At 43.6% G+C, this 21522-nt stretch carries 18 protein-coding genes and 2 pseudogenes; 11 read left to right on the top strand and 9 right to left on the bottom strand.

Annotated features, from left to right (window positions below; translation table 11 throughout):
- Positions 1-74: 74 nt before the first annotated feature.
- The 3 genes from H6G48_RS11765 to H6G48_RS11755 all read right to left on the bottom strand — a co-directional run bounded on the left by H6G48_RS11765 (position 75) and on the right by H6G48_RS11755 (position 2401).
- Entirely contained in the window at positions 75-761 is a 687-nt protein-coding gene (locus H6G48_RS11765; RefSeq protein ID WP_190721868.1) for a hypothetical protein, read from the bottom strand.
- An 84-nt stretch (positions 762-845) separates the two neighbouring features.
- Complete coding sequence (locus H6G48_RS11760; protein WP_242034623.1) at positions 846-1349, bottom strand: DUF1822 family protein; 504 nt, start codon at positions 1347-1349, stop codon at positions 846-848.
- Positions 1350-1447: 98 nt separating this feature from the next.
- On the bottom strand, positions 1448-2401 hold the full coding sequence (locus H6G48_RS11755) for a hypothetical protein (protein ID WP_242034622.1): 954 nt from the start codon (positions 2399-2401) through the stop codon (positions 1448-1450).
- A 313-nt stretch (positions 2402-2714) separates the two neighbouring features.
- Here H6G48_RS11755 and H6G48_RS11750 point away from each other — a divergent pair, with 313 nt between their 5' ends.
- The 3 genes from H6G48_RS11750 to H6G48_RS11740 all read left to right on the top strand — a co-directional run bounded on the left by H6G48_RS11750 (position 2715) and on the right by H6G48_RS11740 (position 5856).
- The gene (locus tag H6G48_RS11750) at positions 2715-4004 is read left to right on the top strand and encodes a M16 family metallopeptidase (RefSeq protein WP_190721864.1); all 1290 of its coding nucleotides are present in this window, start codon (positions 2715-2717) and stop codon (positions 4002-4004) included.
- A gap of 365 nt (positions 4005-4369) precedes the next feature.
- Positions 4370-5230: a fructosamine kinase family protein gene (locus H6G48_RS11745; protein WP_190721862.1), complete on the top strand. Its 861-nt coding sequence runs from the start codon at positions 4370-4372 to the stop codon at positions 5228-5230.
- A 35-nt stretch (positions 5231-5265) separates the two neighbouring features.
- Positions 5266-5856 carry a Uma2 family endonuclease gene (locus H6G48_RS11740; RefSeq protein ID WP_147071662.1) on the top strand — a complete coding sequence of 197 codons (591 nt, stop codon included), beginning with the start codon at positions 5266-5268 and terminating at the stop codon, positions 5854-5856.
- Here H6G48_RS11740 and murG read toward each other — a convergent pair.
- Complete coding sequence (gene murG, locus H6G48_RS11735) at positions 5838-6911, bottom strand: undecaprenyldiphospho-muramoylpentapeptide beta-N-acetylglucosaminyltransferase (protein WP_190721860.1); 1074 nt, start codon at positions 6909-6911, stop codon at positions 5838-5840. The genes H6G48_RS11740 and murG overlap by 19 nt on opposite strands.
- 77 nt (positions 6912-6988) lie before the next feature.
- Here murG and H6G48_RS11730 point away from each other — a divergent pair, with 77 nt between their 5' ends.
- Positions 6989-7795, top strand: coding sequence for a nuclear transport factor 2 family protein (locus H6G48_RS11730; protein WP_190721858.1), 807 nt, complete (start codon positions 6989-6991; stop codon positions 7793-7795).
- A 172-nt stretch (positions 7796-7967) separates the two neighbouring features.
- Here the strand turns inward: H6G48_RS11730 and H6G48_RS11725 are convergent, their stop codons facing one another.
- The 3 genes from H6G48_RS11725 to psb32 form a co-directional block, all read right to left on the bottom strand.
- Complete coding sequence (locus H6G48_RS11725) at positions 7968-8786, bottom strand: transglutaminase-like domain-containing protein (protein WP_190721856.1); 819 nt, start codon at positions 8784-8786, stop codon at positions 7968-7970.
- 479 nt (positions 8787-9265) lie between these two features.
- Entirely contained in the window at positions 9266-9865 is a 600-nt protein-coding gene (locus tag H6G48_RS11720; RefSeq protein ID WP_190721854.1) for a hypothetical protein, read from the bottom strand.
- Positions 9866-10097: 232 nt separating this feature from the next.
- Entirely contained in the window at positions 10098-10781 is a 684-nt protein-coding gene (gene psb32 / locus H6G48_RS11715; RefSeq protein ID WP_190721852.1) for a photosystem II repair protein Psb32, read from the bottom strand.
- A 190-nt stretch (positions 10782-10971) separates the two neighbouring features.
- On the opposite strand from psb32, the gene H6G48_RS11710 reads away from it, so the two are divergent.
- The 7 genes from H6G48_RS11710 to mutS all read left to right on the top strand — a co-directional run bounded on the left by H6G48_RS11710 (position 10972) and on the right by mutS (position 20835).
- Positions 10972-12981 carry an ATP-binding protein gene (locus H6G48_RS11710; RefSeq protein ID WP_190721850.1) on the top strand — a complete coding sequence of 670 codons (2010 nt, stop codon included), beginning with the start codon at positions 10972-10974 and terminating at the stop codon, positions 12979-12981.
- A 74-nt stretch (positions 12982-13055) separates the two neighbouring features.
- Positions 13056-13517 (top strand): hypothetical protein, encoded by a 462-nt coding sequence (locus H6G48_RS11705; RefSeq protein ID WP_190721848.1) that lies wholly within the window; start codon positions 13056-13058, stop codon positions 13515-13517.
- Positions 13514-14155 carry an LppP/LprE family lipoprotein gene (locus tag H6G48_RS11700; RefSeq protein ID WP_190721846.1) on the top strand — a complete coding sequence of 214 codons (642 nt, stop codon included), beginning with the start codon at positions 13514-13516 and terminating at the stop codon, positions 14153-14155. Before H6G48_RS11705 ends, H6G48_RS11700 begins: the two co-directional genes overlap by 4 nt.
- Positions 14156-14213: 58 nt before the next feature.
- Positions 14214-16178, top strand: coding sequence for a single-stranded-DNA-specific exonuclease RecJ (recJ, locus tag H6G48_RS11695; RefSeq protein ID WP_190721843.1), 1965 nt, complete (start codon positions 14214-14216; stop codon positions 16176-16178).
- A gap of 27 nt (positions 16179-16205) precedes the next feature.
- Positions 16206-17345 (top strand): glutamate 5-kinase, encoded by a 1140-nt coding sequence (proB, locus tag H6G48_RS11690; protein ID WP_190721841.1) that lies wholly within the window; start codon positions 16206-16208, stop codon positions 17343-17345.
- Positions 17346-17443: 98 nt separating this feature from the next.
- The gene (gene apcB, locus H6G48_RS11685; RefSeq protein WP_004266814.1) at positions 17444-18037 is read left to right on the top strand and encodes an allophycocyanin subunit beta; all 594 of its coding nucleotides are present in this window, start codon (positions 17444-17446) and stop codon (positions 18035-18037) included.
- A 149-nt stretch (positions 18038-18186) separates the two neighbouring features.
- The gene (mutS, locus tag H6G48_RS11680) at positions 18187-20835 is read left to right on the top strand and encodes a DNA mismatch repair protein MutS (protein ID WP_190721839.1); all 2649 of its coding nucleotides are present in this window, start codon (positions 18187-18189) and stop codon (positions 20833-20835) included.
- Positions 20836-20995: 160 nt separating this feature from the next.
- Here the strand turns inward: mutS and H6G48_RS26290 are convergent.
- Both H6G48_RS26290 and H6G48_RS11675 read right to left on the bottom strand, forming a co-directional pair.
- Positions 20996-21120 (bottom strand): annotated as a pseudogene (locus H6G48_RS26290) (IS1 family transposase); the annotation flags it as partial.
- Between the two features lie 207 nt (positions 21121-21327).
- Positions 21328-21408: pseudogene (locus H6G48_RS11675) on the bottom strand (IS1 family transposase); the annotation flags it as partial.
- Positions 21409-21522: the final 114 nt, after the last annotated feature.

Below are 21522 nucleotides of genomic sequence, written 5' to 3'. Positions count from 1 at the left end.
TGTCAACATATCAGCTATGTACACTGGTTTAGGAAAATTGTCTATTCAATCTGAAAAATGGCGTTCTGGGGTTGTCATGTTCTTAAATGTAAAGTTTTGTTACGAGATTCAACATTTCTGGTCGTTATATTTTCAAATCCTATCGAGGAAATCGATTCTCCTTGTAGTGCATCAATACGCAAGTAAGCATTACGTTGAAGTGTTGCCGATTTCCAATTTGCTCCTGCAAGCTGTTCAATTGTTTGTGAAAAAGGTATGCCATTGATGAAGAGGCGATGATCTGTTATTGGAACATCTCCTGGAAAAGATGATGGGGGATTTAAAGATTGAAACCCTGAAAGCCCAATTCCCACTGATATAATGCTACTGCTAAAATTAAGTGTAGTAAGTTTTGCACATTCTGTACTCGGACAATATATACCATTACTAAATTGGTTACTAGGAATATTAAATAATGTGTGTTGACCATCCCAGATTTGAGAATATGTATTTGAAAGATTAGGAAGACTTGTAATCGTTGATGTAGAAACTCCTCCAGAATAAGTAATACTTAAACCAGGAATTAGAGTTTTGTCTTCAAAATCCTCAATTGTATATCCTGTGATGCCTACATTTTGATTGAGGATTGTAGGGTCAGATGAGAATACAGTAGATGGAAAAAATGTAATGCTTACTGCTTGAGCAGAATTTATTCCGATGAAGGATAATAGCGCAGCACCAGTAACAGTCGTAATTGATGCGTGAAAAATTAGACGATTCATGATAAATTTTCTCCTTAATTTGATTACTTCAAAACTTTAACAATCGAACTGAAACAGATTACTCTTCAAAAAACTCAGCCCAAATTAAATTTGAGACCTTAATTGTGGTGAATTGATTTTCTCCAGATATGCTGGCAAATCATCCAGAGAAAGCAATGCCAAAAGACTTAACTTAGTTTCATTGACTTTCTCCAAAAAACCCAACACCTTTCCCTCAGACATCTCAGCATTAATCTCAACAAATAGATAACCAATTCTATCCGATAAAACCTCCTCAGAAATCTCAATAAAATCCTCACCCGGCATCACAGGACAACATTCTACTTTTCCCTTACCTTTCACCACCAAATCCGCTACCATTAAACGCGATCGCATGATGGGATTCCAGCTATCACTCGCTTCCAAATCTGTGGCAATACCCAGAGACCGTAAGCAACAGTTGACCGCATACACAGCCAAAGTATTGAGATAGACTTGTTCAGCTAGAGCAAAATCAGAATGTTGTTGACAAAAATAATCCGCGATTTCATGGGCTTCCCTTCCTAGAGCAATCAAAAATACAGAACTATGATTAATTCGTGTCGGCATTATCTTGATTTCCCCCCATTGGAAGCTTAAATTTTCCACAAGAATCCCTGCAAACTCAGCCAGTGAGTTTTTCAAAAGCTATTCACCTCCTTAAAAAACTACAAATAAGACAGAATTTCCTGTCCAATTAAAGGCGCAACCGTCTTCATCTGGCGCGAGAAAAAATTCTTCACCACTGCCACAGTCAAACTAAAAGAATCCGCGATCTCCTGCCAAGATCGCGCCTCCAATCGCGCCCTCAAAATTGCCTTCAAAGTCGCCTTCGGGCAATTATGGACATGATGGCGAGACAACAACTCCGGATCAGACTCAATATACTCAGCGATCAACTCCGACAAACAAAGCTGCTCCACTGGTTGAGCCAAATTCTCAAAGACAACAGACTCACCGCTCACCTGCTGTAAAGGCGATACCGATAACGTTGCCCTTGCCAGATCCAGAAAAACGCGATCGCCCAAAGCCCGATTAGCCTTTCTTAGCCCAGATAACCGACAGAGAACCGCCAACCAGACAAAACTTTGTTCATCAATCGCGATCCCTTTAACCTGTAACCTTAACCAGAAACCCAGCCCAACCTTAGCGACTAGACTAACCATTGCCGTCAGTTGGTACTTGCGACGAATCAATTGCTGCTTCTGCGCCCTGACCAGCGGGTCAAGCGTTTCCGCATACGCCTCTCGCAACAGAATATCCAGCCGATAGTTGACCCAAGCCAGAAAACTGCCCCGGTCAGGATCGAACTGGTCGAGGTGGAAAGCAACCCAACATAACGTTCGATTAACCGCATCCTCATAGACCTCTACCGAATAATGACCTCGACCCCGTAGCCGACCCGAAAATCGCAGAGCATCAAGTAACCGAGCGATCGCGGCTTGCTGCTGCAAACCCACTGTCCCAGTATAGGAACGCGCTTGCAGGGCGAGGTATTGCAGGTCATCATCATCGGTTTGCTTCAGGGAAGTTCCGCGATCGCGATGGGAGACCATGGAATTCAGACGAACTTCAGAAGAGGAGAAACAGGGTTGGGTTAACGGCATAGATGATGTTCTCAACTGCTTTCATAAAAGAAATCACAACCAACTCCTGCGATCGTCTCAAGTTGTCACAAAACTTTATATTTTAGAAATTTAAATGACGGTCAACCCCCTGATTGACTAAAGCGATTTCTTGGAATGAATATCCCGGCAGCCTCCATTAACGGTGCGTTCACTGGCGCTAGCGACACCCTACCTCGATCAATTTTGCTACATTCTGAATTTGTAATTGCTGGCCAACACCTGATCTTGTTGGCTCCGTGAAAGTCTGGGACTACAATAGGGAAAAGTGACAATTTTTGCCAGAGTGATCACCGAGGACTAATAAAGAATGACGGCTATCCTAGGGAAACCTGCCACGCTTAACACTCCGATTCTGCACCGTCTTGCCAATGGTTTAACGATTATTGCCGAAAGTCAACCGGTAGAAGCGGTTAATCTCAATGTCTGGCTGCAGGTCGGCTCGGCCTTAGAATCGGATCAGATCAATGGGATGGCTCATTTTCTCGAACACATGGTTTTTAAGGGAACCCGTAACTTAGACAGTGGTGAATTTGAACGGGCGATCGAATCGAGGGGAGCGGTGACTAATGCCGCTACTAGCCAAGAATACACCCATTATTACATTACCACTGCCCCGCGGGACTTCGCCCATCTGGCCCCGCTGCAGCTAGAAGTGGTTTTAGAAGCTTTAATCCCCGATGAAGCTTTTGAGCGGGAAAGACAGGTTATTTTAGAAGAAATTCGTCGTTCTCAGGATAATCCCCGTCGTCGCACTTTTTATCGCACCATGGAGACTTGTTTTCAAGTTTTACCCTATCGTCGTCCGGTGTTGGGTCCGACGGCAGTGATTGAAAATCTTACTCCTCAACAAATGCGCGATTTTCATCGGACTTGGTATCGTCCCGAATGGATGACGGTGGCGGTGGTGGGTAATTTGCCTGTAGATGATTTAATGGCTATTGTGAGCGATTCTCTAGATACTTTAGGCAGTAAGGGCGATTCTGGGCTTATTTCCCATCCTATCGCCCATCTACAGCCCGAAACTCCCTTTAACGAGATTATCCGTCAAGAATACGAGGATGAAAATTTGCAGCAGGCCCGCTTAATCCTATTTTGGAAAGTGCCGGGGTTGAGAGACTTAGAAAAAACCTATCCTCTCGATGTTTTAGCGGCTATTCTGGGTCAGGGCAAGGTATCGCGATTATTTCAATCTCTGCGCCAAGAAAAGGCCTTAGTTTCCCAAATAACTGCCAGTAATATGTCCCAAGCAGTGCAAGGAGTGTTTTCCGTGTCGGCCCAATTAGCCTCGGAAAATATCGAGCAAGTGGAAAGGGAGATAGTAGCACAGATTGGACAAATTCAACAGGAAGCTGTGACAGTTTCTGAACTGGAACGAGTCAAAACCCAAGTGGCCAATCGGTTTATTTTTAGCAATGAAAGACCGAGCGATCGAGCTAACCTTTACGGTTATTATCATACTCAGATCGGTGATTTACAACCAGCTTTTTGTTATCCCCAACACATTGAAGCCCTCACTTTAGAGGATATTCAAAATGCCTGTCAAGAGTATTTAAATCCTAACGCTTACGGTGTGGTGGTGGTAAGACCAATTCAGTAATCAGTGAACAGTAATCAGTAATCAGTGAACAGTAATCAGTAATCAGGGATAAAGATGAAGATAAATAAATAACTAAATAACTAATTAACGGTTCTTCGTTACTTAGTATGGTTCGATAGGGGGGCATAAATCGACTAAATCCTTATCTGGCAAGAGACTTAATTGATTAGTTCGCTCTAGATAAAAAATAATTGACAAAAATCGCCAAATGCCTTTCTATATAAGGGTTCCATCCCTTATAACCCCCGTCCATTGCATAACAAAAACCGAAGAACCTAATTAACTTACATCTGATAACTAAATAACTAATTAACTTAAAACTTACATCTGATAACTGATAACTGATAACTGATAACTGATAACCTATGTGGACTCAAATTGCCCGACATATTACCCAAACCACGGAAAAACCTTTTGAAATTGAGAAAAGTCATCCCGTTAGTGGTGGCTGCATCAATCAGGGTTATGCGGTCACTGGCAATGGTTTAATTTATTTCGTTAAGATTAACCAAGCGAACCAAGAGGCCATGTTTGCCGCCGAAGCTTTAGGATTAAAGCAAATTCACGCTACCAAGACTATCAGGGTTCCGGAGCCAATTTGTTGGGGAATTGCCGAGAAATCTAGTTATTTAGTGCTAGAGTGGTTAGAATTCGGCGGTGGCAATAGTCAAAGCTGGGAAAAAATGGGGCAAAATTTAGCTCGTTTACATCAAGTTTCCCTGTCCGATCGCTTTGGTTGGCATTGTAATAATACCATTGGTTCTACTCCCCAGATCAATACCGTTAGTAACAGTTGGGCGGATTTTTTCGCTCATCAGCGTATTGGCTATCAATTAAGACTTGCAAAGGAGCGCGGCGGCAATTTTCCCGACGAGGATCAAGTTATTCCCGCTATTAGCGAGATTTTGAGTCAGCATCAACCCCATCCCTCCCTTGTCCACGGTGATTTATGGTCGGGAAACGCGGCCATTACCGTCGATGGGGAACCAGTAATTTTAGACCCGGCCACCTATTGGGGAGACCGGGAGGTAGATTTAGCCATGACGGAACTTTTTGGCGGTTTTCCGGCGGCTTTTTATCGGGGTTATAACGATGTTTTTCCCCTCGATGCCGGTTATCAACAGCGCAAAACTCTTTACAATCTCTACCATATTCTCAATCACTTTAATTTATTTGGTGGTGGTTACGCTTCCCAGGCCAATCGGATGTTACAGGAAATTCTTTAAGGGTTTTACTTGTGAATATTTACCGAGGATAAATTATGTCTATTCGAGAAACTACTGTGATGAAAACTCCAGAGACAAAAGTATGGACTGATGCAGAATTTATGGCGTTACCTGACGATGGTAATCGTTACGAATTGGTCAAGGGAGAGTTAATTAATCTGGGTAATTCTGGGGCTTTACACGGTTATATTGCCATTATTTTAAGTGCTGCTTTATTCGCTTTAGTAACATCTCGAAAACTAGGGGTATTATTGGACTCCAGCACTGCTTTTACCATGAAAAATGGCAATAAACGTTCTCCTGATATAGCCTTTTTTGCCAAGGAACGTCTGCAAGGATTGGAAGAATTGCCGACGGGTTTTTTAGAAGGTGGGCCCGATTTAGTGGTAGAAATTCTCTCTCCAGGGAATACAGTGGCAGAAATCGAGGACAAAATTGCCGAATATTTTGCCAATGGGACTCGTTTGCTCTGGGTTATCAGTCCCCGTCAACACTATGTTTTAGTTTATCGTTGCGGGTACGAACCGCAGGGATTATTAACATCAGGAGATTTTCTGGAGGGGGAAGATGTGGTTCCGGGGTTCACTTTTCCGGTGGCTGATTTGTTTCAAAAACTATCTTTGTGACTCTTTCTTCTCAACAAATCGGCTAATAAATCGGCACTGTCACTAATGGCTAGATGAGAAGCTTGTTGGGCCATGGCGGCCAATTTTTCGGGATTAGACCATAAATCCAGGACTAATTCGCCTAAAAACTGAGCAGTTAACTCATTTTGACGATAAAGATAAGCGGCTTGAGCTTCAGCGAAAACTTTGGCATTATAGAACTGATGGTCTTCGGCAGCAAAAGGATAGGGAATTAAAATCGAAGGCGTACAAGTGATCGCTAATTCTGTTAAAGTGCCGGCACCGGAGCGACTGATAGCTAGATTAGCTCTTTGCCATAATCCCGCCATATTGTCGTAAAAAGGCCGGGAAAAATAGTTAGAATGGCGCAAACTATCCGCTTCGGGGTCGTTTTCTCCCGTGAGATGCACGATATAAATGCCTTTTTCTAACCATTGGGGAGCGCTTTGTCGGACAATTTGATTAAGAGCCACGGCCCCTTGAGAACCACCGGCAACGACAATTAAAAAAGCAGTCTCTGGAATCGGTAAATCCAGGGACTGGGGAATGAGAAACTGCTCTCGTACAGGCGTACTAGCCCAAGTGGTGCGAGTGCCGGGTAAATAGCTGGCGGTTCCCTGAAAACCGAGGGCAACCGTATCGCACCAGCGACCGAGAACTTTCGTGACTTTGCCCGGTATGTAGTTAGATTCGTGTAGGATGACGGGAATATTGGCTAAACGAGCCGCTAAAATCGTCGGACCTGCGATATAACCCCCGGTGGTAAAAACTGCCGCTATCTGACGTTTTTTGATTAAACTACGCACTTGCCAAATGGCCCGCAGTTGACGCAGCAGAATCTTGAGAGTTTTTAACCCCAAACGGGTTTGAAACCCCTCAATGGGAATAGTGTGCAGGGGATAGGTTTTTGGAACTAAGGACTGTTCCAGACGGTCTGGAACTCCTAACCATTCAATCTCGTAATCCGGCAAGCGCTCGGCCAGGGCCAAAGCGGGAAATAAATGACCACCAGTACCACTAGCGGCAATCAAGAGACGGGTTGGAGTGCGTGCCATAATTCGAGAGAGGGTAAATTCAGCCCTAGAATGAAATAATCTACCATAGTTATTGATCCTTACACAAACTATCACTAATGCGTAACTTGAACACAATCCCCAATAAATTTTTTCGTCAATCCCTCAATTTTTCCCTATCGTTGCTGTTAGGTTTAGGGTTAACTTTTACCCTTGCCACCAGTTTGCGGGCCGAAAAGCCAGAAACTGCTCCAGCTAATTTAAAAACGCTTATCTCCAAAATCGAAACGGCGGCTAATGAGCGAAATCTCAAGCAATTAATGGAGTTTTATAGTCCGAAATTTACTAACTCCGATGGCTTGACCTACGAAAAAACTAAAAAGGCTTTAACTCATTTTTGGGAACGTTATAACAATCTACAATACACCACGACTCTCGAATCTTGGAGTCGTTCCGGGGACAAGTTAACGGCCAATACAATTACTAAAATTACCGGGACAGGAAAGGTGCAGGGACGAGCGGTGGGAATGAATGCTACGATTCGTTCTCGTCAACAATTTCAGGGGAATAAACTGGTTTATCAGGAGATTTTAAGCGAGAGGGTTGAGTTAAGCACCGGCAAAAATCCCCCCAGTATTCAAGTGAGAATTCCCGAAAGGGTGAAAGTGGGTGAAGAATTTGATTTTGATGTGATTGTCCGCGAACCTTTAGGGGATGATTTATTGGCCGGAACGGCGATCGATGAGAAAGTAGATATTGAGCGTTATATTAATACAAAGCCTCTAGAATTGGAATTATTACAGTCCGGCGGTTTATTTAAGCGGGTAAAAGCGCCGGCAACACCGGAAAATCGTTGGTTATCGGCGATTTTAATCCAAGGAGATGGGATTGTTGTCGTTACTCAACGGGTTAAGGTAGAAAAGTAATTTTTATCTAAGTAGGGTTTGCTGAAAAATCTTGTTGGTGGGGTGTGGGGTGTAGGGTTTTATTCCCCCCGTTCACTCCAATGGCTGGCACTTTCAGGCAATTTAATCCTTATTTTTGCCGTTTTTGAACCCTCAAAAATTAATTATGCAAGAGGTTTAATAAATACTCTGATTAAGCATAGAGGTGGGAAACATCGCTCGTCCATACTTTAAATTTTGTTAAATTTACTTGACCAAAAGAAGTTGTTAGGGCAGCATCGACGGCATCTAAGCCGCGAGTCATTAAAATCCGCCCGATTCTGGGGGTGTTATGACGAGCATCAAAAGTGTACCATTGATGGTCTAAATAGACTTCAAACCAAGCACTAAAATCCATCGGTAGGGGTTGGGAAGAAATACCGATATCTCCGAGATAGCCGGAGGCATAACGGGCAGGAATATTTAGGCAACGGCAAAAAGTCAAAGCTAGATGGTTAAAATCGCGACAAACCCCCGTTCTTTCCCGATAGACATCATAGGCGGTTTTCGTCACCCGCGCGTATTCGTAACCAAAACGAATGTGACTATGAACCCAATCACAAACCGCTTGTACCCTTGCCCAACCGGGGGGAGTTTGTCCGAAAAGTTCCCAGGCAATTTCCGCAAGCAAATCTACTTCGCAATAACGGCTACTCATTAGGTAGGGAAAAACTTGGGTTGGTAACTCTGCTAAAGGAATTTCTTGGGCATTCCAATTAACGATATCGGGTTTCCATTCATTCTCGATAACTGCTTCATTGTGAATGCGGATCTGTCCGTCGGGTAAAATTAGACGACTGGTTCGATTACCGAAGCTATCTAAAAATTCTTCTATTTTTGTTGCCGGTTCCACCTGCAAATTTTCCGATTGTCTAACTTGATTTAAAATTGAGGGGTGTAGATAAAGTTTTAACAACATGACCACGGGTAAGGGGGCATCAAAGCCAAATTCATAACCAACATGGATTAACATTAGGACTCCTATCTAAATGAAATTTTGTCAGGATTGGTAGAGATGAAACGCCAATAATCGCCAGACTGAAAAAAGTTAGGCCCGACTACTTAGTTAAAAGTTTGAGGAGAAAGTAATGGCCTGGTGCATCTCATTTTTGTAAATCTACTGATTTGGGATTTTTCAGGGGAAACTTTCTCCTAAAATTGGGTGTGTTACTTTCAGTTTTATCACTCAATCCCAGCTTTTGGGGGGTTCTACCCCCCAAACCCCGGAGCGCATTAGCTTTTCGGTGGGATGCTTACACGCGATTGTTCATATTTTTGTACCAATTTCAGAGTCACTGATAATTGCTGATTGTCGGTATTTCTGCAAATGTGGGATGCAGCCGTAATAGCCAAGCTGAAACCCGATAAGCTTTGTACAGAGTTACTTTTATTATAAACTGCTTCAACTAAAAGCTTTGTAACTTTGAAGACAAGCCATCGGCAGGATTAGCTCTATCGAAAAGAGTCTGGGGTGGATGGTTCCTCTAATAGACGGATTTCAATGGGGATGTAGGCCAGTTTAGCAAAAATCTTTTGTTGATAACTGACGGGCCACCATTCGTAAAGAAAAATTTCTAAAGGTCGCCAGAGGGCCACCCAACCACTAATTAATAATCCTTCTTCTAAGAAGTGAATAAATGTATCGGTGCCAAAACGACTAATTAATTCGCTGAGACTCAAACAAACAAAAAGAAAGGAGAGACCAATTAGCAAAGATATGCGTCCCTGTCGCCAAATTGTGCGTAATTTTCTTTGTTCTCCCTGTTGGCGATAGTCAAAATAATTATGTAAAGCTGAGGGTAACAGATGTCGGGCGGTATTCTGTTCGTTACTGGGAAGATAAAAGACTAATTTAAGGGGGGTATTTAGGGGGAATTCATCCACAGAGTTAATAATATAGTTTTCGGCGTTATCGTCTAAATCTCTATCTAAAAATGGCGCAGGATCGAGAGAATTAAAGACTTGCTGTAACTGATTAAGTTTAATTTCAATTAAGTAAGTTCCTTCCTCCTCTCGATAATAGGATTGTAATTTATTTACCAGTCTAGACATTAGTTATTAAGGTTAAGCAAATGGGGTGAACTGACACAACTAAAATCTACTAAGTAGGTAGGCACAATTATTTGTAGGGCGTTGGGTTTCATGCTTCAACCCAACCTACGTTCATCTTATATTTAATTCCACCCACCCACTTAGAAGTTACTTCATCTTGCTCATACAGGCTGAGAATTGAGCTATCTGTGGGAATATTTTAGCTGTATCAGTCCCAGATCATTAATTTAATTTAGCGACCAAAACCAGCGTACCAAAAATAGGTAACCATGGGGATTACTGTGGCTAAAACCAGTAAAACTATCACCCAAATCGTGGCGCTTTTATCGTCAGTTTCTTCTGCGGTAGTAAAGGTACTTTCGATATTAATTGTCGCTACTTCCGGCGGTCCGGGATCCGCTTCTCCAGAAAGTACCGCCGTTAGACGACGACTAGCATCGAGTAAAGCTTGATTATATTTTCCCCCATCTTTGAGGGGAACTGCCATAGTTTCCGAGAGGATACTATCAGCAATAGCATCGGTTAATAGGGGTTTTGCTTCCTCCCCAACCCGAATAGCAGTTTTATTGGTTAAAGTATCAAGGACGATGATAGTTTGATTGGCACGATCTTCGGAGTTAGGATACCATTCTCTCAGGATATCATCGGCTAAATTGTCAATTTTTTGACCGTAATCCAAGCGCCGGACTACCACCATTCTCACTTCCTGGCCGGTTTTTTCGGCGAGGTTTTTCAGATCTTTATTTAATTTTCCTTCGTTAGCGGCACTAATGGCCGAAACGGGATCGACTACATAAGTGGGCGCTCCGGGGCTTAAAATAGGGAGGTCATAGACTCCCATGGCAGCAGCCGGTGACAGGGAAACACCCAAGGCTACACAGCAGGAGAGAAGGAGAGAAGCTAATAATTTGAGCATATTGATTCGGTAAAATTCCTATAGAACATAATAGGGGAAAAGTTTACTGTTTTTTGATTAGGGAGACGGGAGACGGGGTGATGGGGAAGTGGGGAAGTGGGGTGATGGGGAAATTCAACTAATACCCTCAAACCCTAAAACCCCAACACCCAAACCCTTTTAACTGATAACTGATAACTGATAACTGATTATGAGTGATTTTGAGGAACTAGAGTCTAAAAAACGGGAAAAAGCCCTAGAAATGCAGGCCTATCGCGATAATTTGCTCTCACGGGTGACAAGATTACTAATTTCTCAAGATATCCACTTGGCGATCGATCATACCCTAGAACTGCTCTGTCAATTTACCCAGAGCGCTCACTGTTACATTATTCAATATTCCACCTGTCGTCAGCAGTGGAGTATGGTTTATGAATACTGTCACCCCGACTATCCGCAGGTTATCCCGATTCGGGAAGAATCACAAAATCTCTCAACGGAAACCTTTCCCTGGTTTTCTGAACAATTATTAAACGGTATTCCAGTTAAACTGAACTCTTTAGACGATTTACCCGCTACTGCTATCCCTGAAAGAGCTATTCTCGCTCATAGTTCTACTCCCTGTCTCTTAATCGTTCCCATGTGGGATAGTTGTGGGGTAACGGTGGGTTATCTGGGATTGGATGCAAGTGCAGAAAAGCAATGGACAAAGGAAGATGTCACCTTTGTGCGGTTGGTGGGAGAATTAATTGCGATCGCAGAAAGTAGATATGAAGCGGAAAAAGAATTAAAAGAGGCTAAAGAAGCGGCAGTTAAGGCAAATAAAGCTAAAAGTGAGTTTCTAGCTAACATGAGCCACGAATTACGCACTCCTCTTAATGCTATCTTGGGTTTTACTCGCTTAATATCCCGGGATAGCAGCATCAGCAGTGAATATCGGCAATATTTGGAAATTGTCAATCGTAGCGGAGAACATTTATTAGAGTTAATCAACGATATTCTAGAAATGTCGAAGATAGAAGCGGGAAGAACGGTTTTTAATCCCAGTAATTTCGATTTATACGCTCTTTTAGATAATATTGCCGAAATGCTACGCTCACAAGCGCAGGCAAAAGCTTTAAGCTTAATTTTTGATCGCAGCTCCGATCTGCCTCAATATATATGTACTGATGAAAGTAAATTGCGACAGGTGTTAATCAATCTCTTGGGTAACGGATTGAAGTTTACTGAGTCGGGAGGGGTGACTCTCCGGGTAAAATTAGGGGAGAAAAGAGAAGATTATCAGCGATTGCTCTGGGAAATTGAAGATACAGGACTAGGAATCGCTCCAGAGGAGATTTATAAGCTATTTCAACCCTTTAACCAAACGGAAACGGGACGAAAATCCCAACAGGGGACAGGATTGGGTTTACCTATCAGTAAAAAATTTGTTGAGTTGATGGGAGGTGCGATCGGAGTTAGTAGTATTCTGGGTCAAGGAAGTATTTTTAGTTTTGATATTCAGGTGGGTTTGGTGGGGGAAAATGAGATTAAAACCGAAACCAATAGGGCAAAAGTAATCGCTTTAGCCGAAAATAAGCCTAAATATCGGATATTAGTCGTCGATGATCGACCGGAAAGCCGTTTGCTGTTGCTGAAACTCCTGACTACCCTAGGATTATCCGTGCAAGAGGCCGCTAATGGTCAAGAAGCGATCGCAATTTGGCAAGCATGGCAACCTCATCTTATCTGGATGGACATGAGAATGCCGGTGAAGGACGGTTACGAAGCAACTAGGGAAATTCGGCAGTTAGAGGCTGATAATCGCGGAAAAACGGTGATAATTGCCCTAACTGCCAGTGCTTTTGAAGAGGATCGCGCCTTGGTTATTGCCGCCGGTTGTGATGATTTCGTGCGTAAACCTTTCCGAGAGGAAGTTATCTGGCAAAAAATGAGCGAATATTTAGGATTAAAATATATTTATGCCGATAATGAGCCAAATCAACCCAATTATTCGCCAGTTTTCCTCGATTCCCTGCAATCCCTATTAAAATTAATCAGTCCCGTCTGGATTAGACAATTGCAACAAGCGGCGCGAGAATGTGATGATGAAAAAATTATCGCCCTAACCGCAGAAATTCCCCCCGATTATGCTACCCTTGCCCAAGGTTTACAACAGTTAGCCGGAGAATTTTCCTTTGATGCGATCGAAACCATCATTAGAGATTTAAACATATCTTAAGAGAGTATTTTATCTAGATCTCAAAAACGTGATATTCTAAAGGCATAAATCCCTAAATATGACAATTTTAAAGGATGAAACTGTTAAAAATGCTCATCGGTACTTGGTTAATACTACCGATTTTTTCTGTTCAAGCTCAAGTCCCCTCGCTGCCCCCAATTAAGCAAAATTCCCCCAATCTTGGTGATCTACCCAATGATCCCACCCAGCAGAAAAATTGGCTTTGTACCCAAGGAGATCAACGCATTGCCGTGGCTGCTAAAGAAGAGAAAGGTTGGAAAGAATTAATTGAAAAACAAGGTTGGCAATGTCGTGAGGAAAATACCGACATACCCGATAAAACTCTCGGCTTTTCCTGTGAACCAGAACAAACCCTCGGCCTCTTGACAGTTTACTGGTTAAATGGTAGTAATGGTCAACAACAATTAAGCCAATGGCGAGATAAATTAGCAGCACAACAGGGGATGGTTTGTACCATCAATAACGTGCAGTTATTCGATACTCAAGAAAATATACCCAACCCATTACAACCATGATTAAATTAGCAATTTTGCCTCAATCTATCCTCCTAGGTATCAGTTTACTATTAAACAATTCTCTGCCCTTACTTGCCCAATCTACACCCCTGAGCGTGGATAATTTAAGGAATACCGTCTATAACATTCCCAATCGGGGTTCCGTAATTGTCAGCGATGGTATTTTTCAATCCAATGAGGGACAGATTTTAGGAGTGCAAGTCAGTCGAGAAGCTTTGATGGGGGACTATAATAATGATCAAAGGAATGATGGTATTGTCGTGTTAAGAGTGATTACCAGAGATCAACAGCAATTACATTATTTAGCCCTAGTGATTGATAATAACGGTACTGCCACTAACACCGATACTGTCCTGTTAGCCGATCGAGTAATTGTCGATAATCTGAGTGCCAAAGATGGTATGATCACCGTCAATATGAGAAGATTTCTCCCCCGGGATCCTTCCTGTTGTCCGTCGGGAGTTATCACCCAACAATTTGCGATTAATCCTAGTATTAATCAATTGACTTTACTAAGTACCAACGAAAGTCAACCCACCACACCAAATGTGCAGGTAGTACCCAGTTCTCCCCTGAGAATTAATAATAATAATCTCCCCTTTCAACCTCCTGCTGGGGCCATCCAAATCCGCTTTTAACCTTATTTTTGGTGCGTTACGCTATGCTAACGCACCCTACTGGATTGTTTGAGAAAAAATGACCTACAAATATCCCATCCAACGCTGGTATATTGCCGCGGCTAATCCCGAAAAAATCGCGGGGTTAGCGCGAGAAATGGGACTATCATCCTTATTAGCAACTATCTTAATTAATCGCGGTATTGATACCCCCGAATTAGCTAAAACTTATATAGATCCTGAAGCGGATACCTTACCCTCTCCCCTGGGAGAATTTCCCGACTTAGAAAAAAGTGTCAATTTATTAGTAAAAGCGATCGCTAGGGGCGATAAAATTGCTATCTGTGGAGACTACGATGCTGACGGCATGACCAGTACATCTTTACTGTTAAGAGCCTTGAGACATCTCGGTGCTAGGGTAAATCATGCCATACCCAGTCGCATGAAAGAGGGATACGGAATTAATCAGCGCATTGTCGAAGAATTTGCCGAATCGGGAGTCGGATTGATTCTCACCGTTGATAACGGTATTTCCGCTCACGAACCGATCGCCCTAGCGATAGAATTAGGATTAAAAGTTATTATCACCGATCATCACGATCTGCCGCCAATTTTACCAAATGCCTCCGCTATTCTCAACCCGAAATTATTAACCCCTAACTCTCCCTATCAGGGATTAGCGGGGGTGGGAGTCGCCTATATTTTAGCGGTGACAACTGCCCAAAAAATGGGTAAATTACAGGGATTAACCGAGTCATTATTATCATTATTTACCCTAGGCACTATAGCAGATTTAGCCCCATTAATCGGGGTAAATCGTCGCTGGTTAAAACGGGGGTTAAGAAAATTGCCCAAATCCCAATTAGTCGGGATTCAATCCCTGATGCAAATAGCGGGAATTAGCGAGGAACAAAAGCAATTACAACCGGATGATATTGGCTTTAAATTGGGGCCGAGAATTAATGCAATTGGCAGAATTGGTGATCCCCAGATAGTTATTGAATTATTAACCACCGATGAGGCGGGAATTGCCTTAGAAAGAGCGATGCAGTGCGAACAAATTAATCGTACCCGTCAAGAATTGTGCGAAAAAATTGAAGAAGAAGCGATTAAATTAGTGGAAGAAACGCCGATTCTTTGGCAACAAGATCGAGTTTTAGTATTAGTCGAAAAAGATTGGCATCATGGGGTGATTGGTATTGTGGCCTCCCGTTTGGTGGAACGGTACGGAGTGCCAGTTTTTATTGGTACTTACGAGGAAGAAGATACGGGTAAAATTCGCGGATCTGCCAGAGGAATTGAAGAATTTCACGTTTTTGAAGCCCTGCAATTTTGCCAAGATTTACTAGGAAAATTTGGCGGTCATAAAATGGCGGGGGGGTTTAGTTTACCCACAGCTAATTTACTAGCATTTAAACAAAGATTAAGTCAATTTTCTCACAAAATTTTACAAATAGAACAATTAAAACCTTTAATTAAAATTGATACTATCCTCGACTTTAAACAAATAAACCTGCAACTTTTTCAACAAATTGATAGTTTGCAACCCTGGGGAATTGGCAATGAATTACCCGTTTTTTGGACTCCTAACGTGCGAGTAGTGGAACAGAAAACTATCGGAAAAAATCATTTAAAATTATTGCTGGCTCAAAGCGATAATACCAGAATTAAAGCCCTAGCTTGGCGTTGGGGCGAATATTGTCCTTTACCAACTCGTTTAGATATTGCCTATAAACTCAAAGAAAATACTTGGAATGGTAATACAACCATAGAAATTGAATTAGTGGGAGTGCGATTACCCCAAGAAAATAATAATATTAAAAAAGCAATTTTTATGCACGCCGATAAAATGTATCAATGTAGTTTTTGGGGTGATGTAAACGAGATTCGTATCAAAAATGAACAGGGCGATATTTTAGTCGTGCAGAAAGGCCAGCGCATTGGTTTATTAGGCAAAAATCGGCAACAAGCTAGAGAAGTCAACGTGACTGAACCCCGTTTTTATACTTTAATTAAAGTTGCCATCAAAGCTTTGGCTATCTAGCAACACCTCCCCAAAAGCACCTTGACGATGAACCAAACCATAGTGATCAAAATCGGTACTTCCAGTTTGACCGATAATGAAACCGGCCAATTATCCCTCTCCACGATCGCCGCTTTAGTGGAAGTCCTCACCCGGTTGCGCGCTGCCGGTCATCGGGTGGTATTAGTATCTTCCGGGGCCGTGGGGGTGGGCTGCCGTCGTCTGGGAATACAGGAAAGACCGAAAAAAATCGCCCTCAAACAAGCGATCGCCGCCGTCGGTCAAGGTCGTCTGATGCGGATCTATGATGACCTCTTTACCAGTCTTGGTCAACCGATCGCCCAAATTTTGCTGACCCGTCCCGAATTGATGGAACGCACCTGTTATGTCAACGCCTATAATACCTTTCAGGCTTTGTTTGAATTAGGGGTGATTGCCATTGTCAACGAAAATGATACGGTGGCGATCGATGAGTTAAAATTCGGCGATAATGACACTTTATCAGCCCTTGTAGCCAGTTTAATCGAGGCTGACTGGTTATTTATCCTCACCGATGTGGATCGCCTCTACAGTGCCGATCCGCGGCTATTTCCCGAAGCGGCGGCTATTGCCCGAGTTACTCCCGCGCAATTAGCGCAACTATCGATCGATGCCGGTAGTAGTGGCAGTCAGTGGGGGACCGGGGGTATGGCGACTAAATTGGCCGCGGCCCGGATTGCCACCAGCGCCGGGGTAGAAATGGCGATTACTAGGGGACGGCAGCCCGGTAATATCTTAAAAATTATGGCAGGAGAGGCGATCGGAACCCGTTTTGAGGCCCAAAAACGCAGTGATAACGCCCGCAAACGCTGGATCGCCTACGGACTACTGCCCATGGGTCAAATCTATCTCGATGCTGGAGCGATTCAAGCCATTTGTCAGGGGGGAAAATCTCTCCTTGCGGCCGGAATCACCAAAGTGGAGGGGGAATTTAGCGCCTCGGAATCGGTGCAATTGTGCGATCAAGAAGGCCGGGAATTGGCCAGGGGAATTGTTAATTATAGTAGTGAGGAGATCGATCGAGTGAAAGGTCAACATTCCGAGCGTATTGCCAGTTTATTAGGTTATATGGCCGCAGAAACCATCATTCATCGGGATAATCTCGTCATTTTGAGTGCCTCGTCCACTACCTCGACTAATAAGGGATAATTCCGCCACCCAGAGGCGGTCCAGCCAATGCCTTAAATGTAAAGAAATGTCTCAAAAAAACAACAAATTGTTAGACAAGCAAGAGAGTTAGACTGGGGATGTCCCCCGAAGTTCAACCCTGTGAGATTATAAATAAAGCGAAACTCAAAAATGTCTTTATTGCTGTTGGGAGAAACTTAATAATGCGAGACGCGGTAACTAGCCTGATTAGAAAATACGATGTCACCGGACGTTATCTCGATCGAGATGCGATCGATAATCTTAAACAATATTTTGCCTCGGGAACTGCCCGTCTAGCTGCCGCCGCCCTCATTAACGCTAATTCGGCGGCGCTCGTGCGTGGGGCGGCGATTCGTCTATTTGAAGAAGTTCCCGAATTGATCCGCGCCGGGGGTAATGCCTACACCACCCGTCGTTATTCTGCCTGTCTGCGGGATATGGATTACTATCTCCGCTATGCCAGTTATGCGCTGGTGGCTGCCGATACTAATGTTCTAGATGAACGGGTACTGCAAGGACTGCGGGAAACCTATAATTCCCTCGGGGTTCCCATCGGTCCGACGGTGCGCGGTATCCAAATCATGAGCGAAATGATTCAAACCATGGCTACTGAGGCGGGTATTGCCGACACCTCTTTGATCGCTGAACCCTTTGATCATCTCACTCGCGAATTAAGCGAAGTGTCTATCTAAATTCAGTTGTCAGTTATCGCTTATCGGTTTTGTCCGTTCAATTTTTGATGGAACTAACCCGCATCAGTACCCACTCTCAGCCTAGGGGAGTGGGGAAGGTGCAGCAAGGGGAACAGTTGATTAAAACATTGTCCAGCTTTCTTTGACCCATGACTCTCCCCTCGGATTTTCCCCTAGAACCACCGGCTACCAATAAAGATCCCCATCGTGATTATCGCGGACTCGATCGCGATAAACTCACCCCCATGTATCAGCATTATGTGGAGGTAAAAGAAACCTATCCCAATGCTCTTTTACTCTATCGTGTGGGCGATTTTTTCGAGTGTTTCTTTCAGGATGCGGTGATTATCTCCAGAGAATTAGAATTAGTTCTCACCAGCAAGGAAGGGGGTAAAGGGATTGGGAGAGTCGCCATGACCGGGGTTCCCCACCACGCCCTAGAGCGCTATAGTCGTTTATTGGTGGAAAAAGGCTATGCAGTGGCGATTTGTGACCAAGTAGAGGATTCAACGGAAGCAGCCGCCGAAAAACGACTCGTAGAACGCGCTATCACCAAGCTGCTCACCCCCGGAACCCTCACCGATGAGGGAATGTTAAACGCAAAAAAGAATAATTTTCTGGCCGCTGTGGTGATAACCGGAGAAAATTGGGGATTAGCATATTCAGATATCTCCACCGGAGAATTCTACACCACCCAAGCCAGCGATTTAACGGCTTTAAGCCTAGAATTAAGCCGTTTACAGCCCTCGGAAATCCTTTTTCCCATCAATGCCCCCGATTTAAACCGTATTTTGCGCCCCGGGGAAAAATCTGACCATCTCCCCCCCTGTTTACCCGATAGTTTTTGTTATTCTCTCCGTCCTCAAACTATCTTTACTCTCACAGAAGCGAAAAATCGTCTCCTAATCACCTATAAAATGCGTTCCCTAGAGGGTATGGGCTGCGAACATTTGCCCCTCGCTATTCGCGCAGCCGGAGGCCTCTTAGAATACATTGAAGATACCCAAAAAGCCAATCAAGTCCCCCTACAACCTTTAAAAACCTACTCTATCTCCGAATTTTTGATTTTAGATGGGCAAACCCGTCGCAACCTTGAAATTACCCAAACGGTGCGCGATGGTAGCTTCTATGGTTCTCTATTATGGGCGATTGATCGTACTTGTACGGCCATGGGTAGTCGCGCCTTACGTCGTTGGTTACTGCAACCCCTCTTAGATTCTCGCGGTATTCGCGCCCGTCAAGATACTATCCAAGAGTTAAAGGATAATCCCGCCCTGCGCCAAGATATTCGGCAAAAATTAAGGGAAATCTACGATATAGAACGTTTAAGCGGTCGTGTTGGCGCAGGAACGGCTAACGCCCGCGATTTACTTTCCCTAGCGGCATCTTTAGTCAAATTAGCCGATTTAGCGGCTTTGGTCGCCTTAGGAAATTCCCCCTATTTGAAAGCTTTACAGCAAATTCCCGCCGATTTAGAAAAATTAGGCCAGCAGGTGATAGCGCATCTGGTGGAATCTCCTCCGCTGCACCTCAAGGAAGGGGGGGTGATTCGTGAGGGAATTGATGCCCAATTGGATGCCCTGCGGCGCGACTATCAGGAAGTAATCGATTGGTTTAAGAATCTGGAGACGACAGAAAAAGAAAGAACGGGCATTAGTAATCTTAAGGTTAATTATAACAAAACTTTCGGTTATTATATCAGTTTACCCCGCAGTAAAGCTGATTTCGCCCCAAAAGATTATGTGCGTAAGCAAACTTTAGTCAATGAGGAACGTTATATCACCACCGAGTTAAAGGAGAAAGAAAATATAATTCTGACGGCAGTAGATGAATTAAATAAGTTAGAATACGAGATTTTTAGCGATTTACGCCGTCAAGTGGCCGAATTTTCCCCAGAAATCCGGGAAGTGGCCACAAAAGTCGCCGCTTTGGATGTGTTGGCAGCATTGGCAGAAATCGCCGTTTATCAGGGATATTGTCGCCCGGAAATCGCCGATGGTCGTCTTATCGATATTAAAGATGGTCGTCATCCCGTGGTGGAACAATCCCTTGGGGCCGGCTTTTTTGTGCCGAATTCGATTAATTTGGGCAATCAGGAAGGTTTGGAATACCCCGACTTGATTATTCTCACCGGTCCCAATGCTAGTGGCAAAAGTTGTTATCTGCGACAGGTGGGATTAATTCAATTGTTGGCCCAAACCGGCAGTTTTGTCCCGGCAAAGTCGGCCAAAATCTCCATCTGCGATCGCATTTTCACCCGGGTGGGGGCTGTGGATGACCTCGCTACGGGCCAATCCACCTTTATGGTGGAAATGAACGAAACTGCCAATATTCTCAATCACGCCACAGACAGATCATTAGTATTATTAGACGAAATTGGCCGGGGTACAGCCACTTTTGACGGTTTATCCATAGCTTGGTCTGTAGCGGAGTATTTAGCCACGGTACTGCAATCGCGGACGATTTTCGCCACTCACTACCACGAACTAAACGAATTAGCCTCAATTTTAGAGAATGTGGCCAATTATCAGGTAACAGTCAAAGAACTACCCCATGAGATAGTATTTTTGCACCAAGTACGACCGGGAGGCGCGGATAAATCCTACGGTATCGAAGCGGGAAGATTAGCCGGTTTACCAGCTTCTGTGATCGATCGTGCCATGCAGGTGATGGGTCAAATCGAAAAACATAGTAAAATTGCGATCGGTTTGCGTCAAGGAATTAAGAAAATTAAACCAGTTAAGTCGGATAATCCCCCATCTCTGCAGCAGTTAGATATTTTTGATGACACCTACTAAAAACCTGTTGGTATCTAATAATATCTGATTAGACTAACAGTTTTGGGGCATCGGTGACTCCCCGTGAGTTTGACTGTTTGAAAAAACTACTGGTAGAGAAGCAGATTTGACTGGTGGTGATTCGGTAGTAGTGATGGCGGCTTAATCCTTTGCTTTGCTGTGCATTGTAGTCATGGATAAAATACCAAAGGGCTCCCCAACGTGATTCTCCATTTTTTTAGAGAAAGATAGACTCTCTCTCACCAGCCGAAAAATCCTTTGTCGAAAGGTATTATTTAGGGTCTGCTGAAAAAGTAGGGGCGAAGCATTCGGGCAATAACCTATCGGTGAAACCGTAGATTTTCTATCCGAATGCTTCGCCCCTACAGGACGCGGGCCGATGAAGACGCCAGGTTTTGAAGCACGATTCTCTCAAAATCTTGCACCTGTGGGAGCAAGAAAAGCCACAAAACCCTTACCATGCCTACATTTCACATTTATTCAGCCAGCCCTATTTAATCTTTCAATAGGATTAGTTTGACCAGTTTCTTTTCCGACTGGTCGATGACGTTTACTGGGAATTACTGTCTTATATCTGGACTTCCCCCATACAGAAATACTAAAAAATTAACAAAACCCTTACTGCAGGTCGCTTCTCAGAAAAAATTGAAAAGACGCTACTGGGTACATTTTCCCTTTGAAAATGGC

It is taken from the genome of Microcystis flos-aquae FACHB-1344 (genome assembly GCF_014698375.1).
In the GTDB taxonomy this organism is placed as follows: domain Bacteria; phylum Cyanobacteriota; class Cyanobacteriia; order Cyanobacteriales; family Microcystaceae; genus Microcystis; species Microcystis aeruginosa.
This window is presented reverse-complemented; position numbering and strand designations above follow the sequence as displayed.

Bases quoted from the DNA above. Each gene is read 5' to 3' on its own strand.
- H6G48_RS11740 (WP_147071662.1), top strand. From the start codon at position 5,266: ATGTCTATTCGAGAAACTACTGTGATGAAAACTCCAGAGACAAAAGTA.
- H6G48_RS11710 (WP_190721850.1), top strand. From the start codon at position 10,972: ATGAGTGATTTTGAGGAACTAGAGTCTAAAAAACGGGAAAAAGCCCTA.
- apcB (WP_004266814.1), top strand. From the start codon at position 17,444: ATGTCCCCCGAAGTTCAACCCTGTGAGATTATAAATAAAGCGAAACTC.
- psb32 (WP_190721852.1), bottom strand. From the start codon at position 10,781: ATGCTCAAATTATTAGCTTCTCTCCTTCTCTCCTGCTGTGTAGCCTTG.
- H6G48_RS11745 (WP_190721862.1), top strand. From the start codon at position 4,370: ATGTGGACTCAAATTGCCCGACATATTACCCAAACCACGGAAAAACCT.
- proB (WP_190721841.1), top strand. From the start codon at position 16,206: ATGAACCAAACCATAGTGATCAAAATCGGTACTTCCAGTTTGACCGAT.
- mutS (WP_190721839.1), top strand. From the start codon at position 18,187: ATGACTCTCCCCTCGGATTTTCCCCTAGAACCACCGGCTACCAATAAA.
- recJ (WP_190721843.1), top strand. From the start codon at position 14,214: ATGACCTACAAATATCCCATCCAACGCTGGTATATTGCCGCGGCTAAT.
- H6G48_RS11725 (WP_190721856.1), bottom strand. From the start codon at position 8,786: ATGTTAATCCATGTTGGTTATGAATTTGGCTTTGATGCCCCCTTACCC.
- H6G48_RS11750 (WP_190721864.1), top strand. From the start codon at position 2,715: ATGACGGCTATCCTAGGGAAACCTGCCACGCTTAACACTCCGATTCTG.
- H6G48_RS11760 (WP_242034623.1), bottom strand. From the start codon at position 1,349: ATGCCGACACGAATTAATCATAGTTCTGTATTTTTGATTGCTCTAGGA.
- H6G48_RS11720 (WP_190721854.1), bottom strand. From the start codon at position 9,865: ATGTCTAGACTGGTAAATAAATTACAATCCTATTATCGAGAGGAGGAA.
- H6G48_RS11705 (WP_190721848.1), top strand. From the start codon at position 13,056: ATGAAACTGTTAAAAATGCTCATCGGTACTTGGTTAATACTACCGATT.
- H6G48_RS11765 (WP_190721868.1), bottom strand. From the start codon at position 761: ATGAATCGTCTAATTTTTCACGCATCAATTACGACTGTTACTGGTGCT.
- murG (WP_190721860.1), bottom strand. From the start codon at position 6,911: ATGGCACGCACTCCAACCCGTCTCTTGATTGCCGCTAGTGGTACTGGT.
- H6G48_RS11700 (WP_190721846.1), top strand. From the start codon at position 13,514: ATGATTAAATTAGCAATTTTGCCTCAATCTATCCTCCTAGGTATCAGT.
- H6G48_RS11730 (WP_190721858.1), top strand. From the start codon at position 6,989: ATGCGTAACTTGAACACAATCCCCAATAAATTTTTTCGTCAATCCCTC.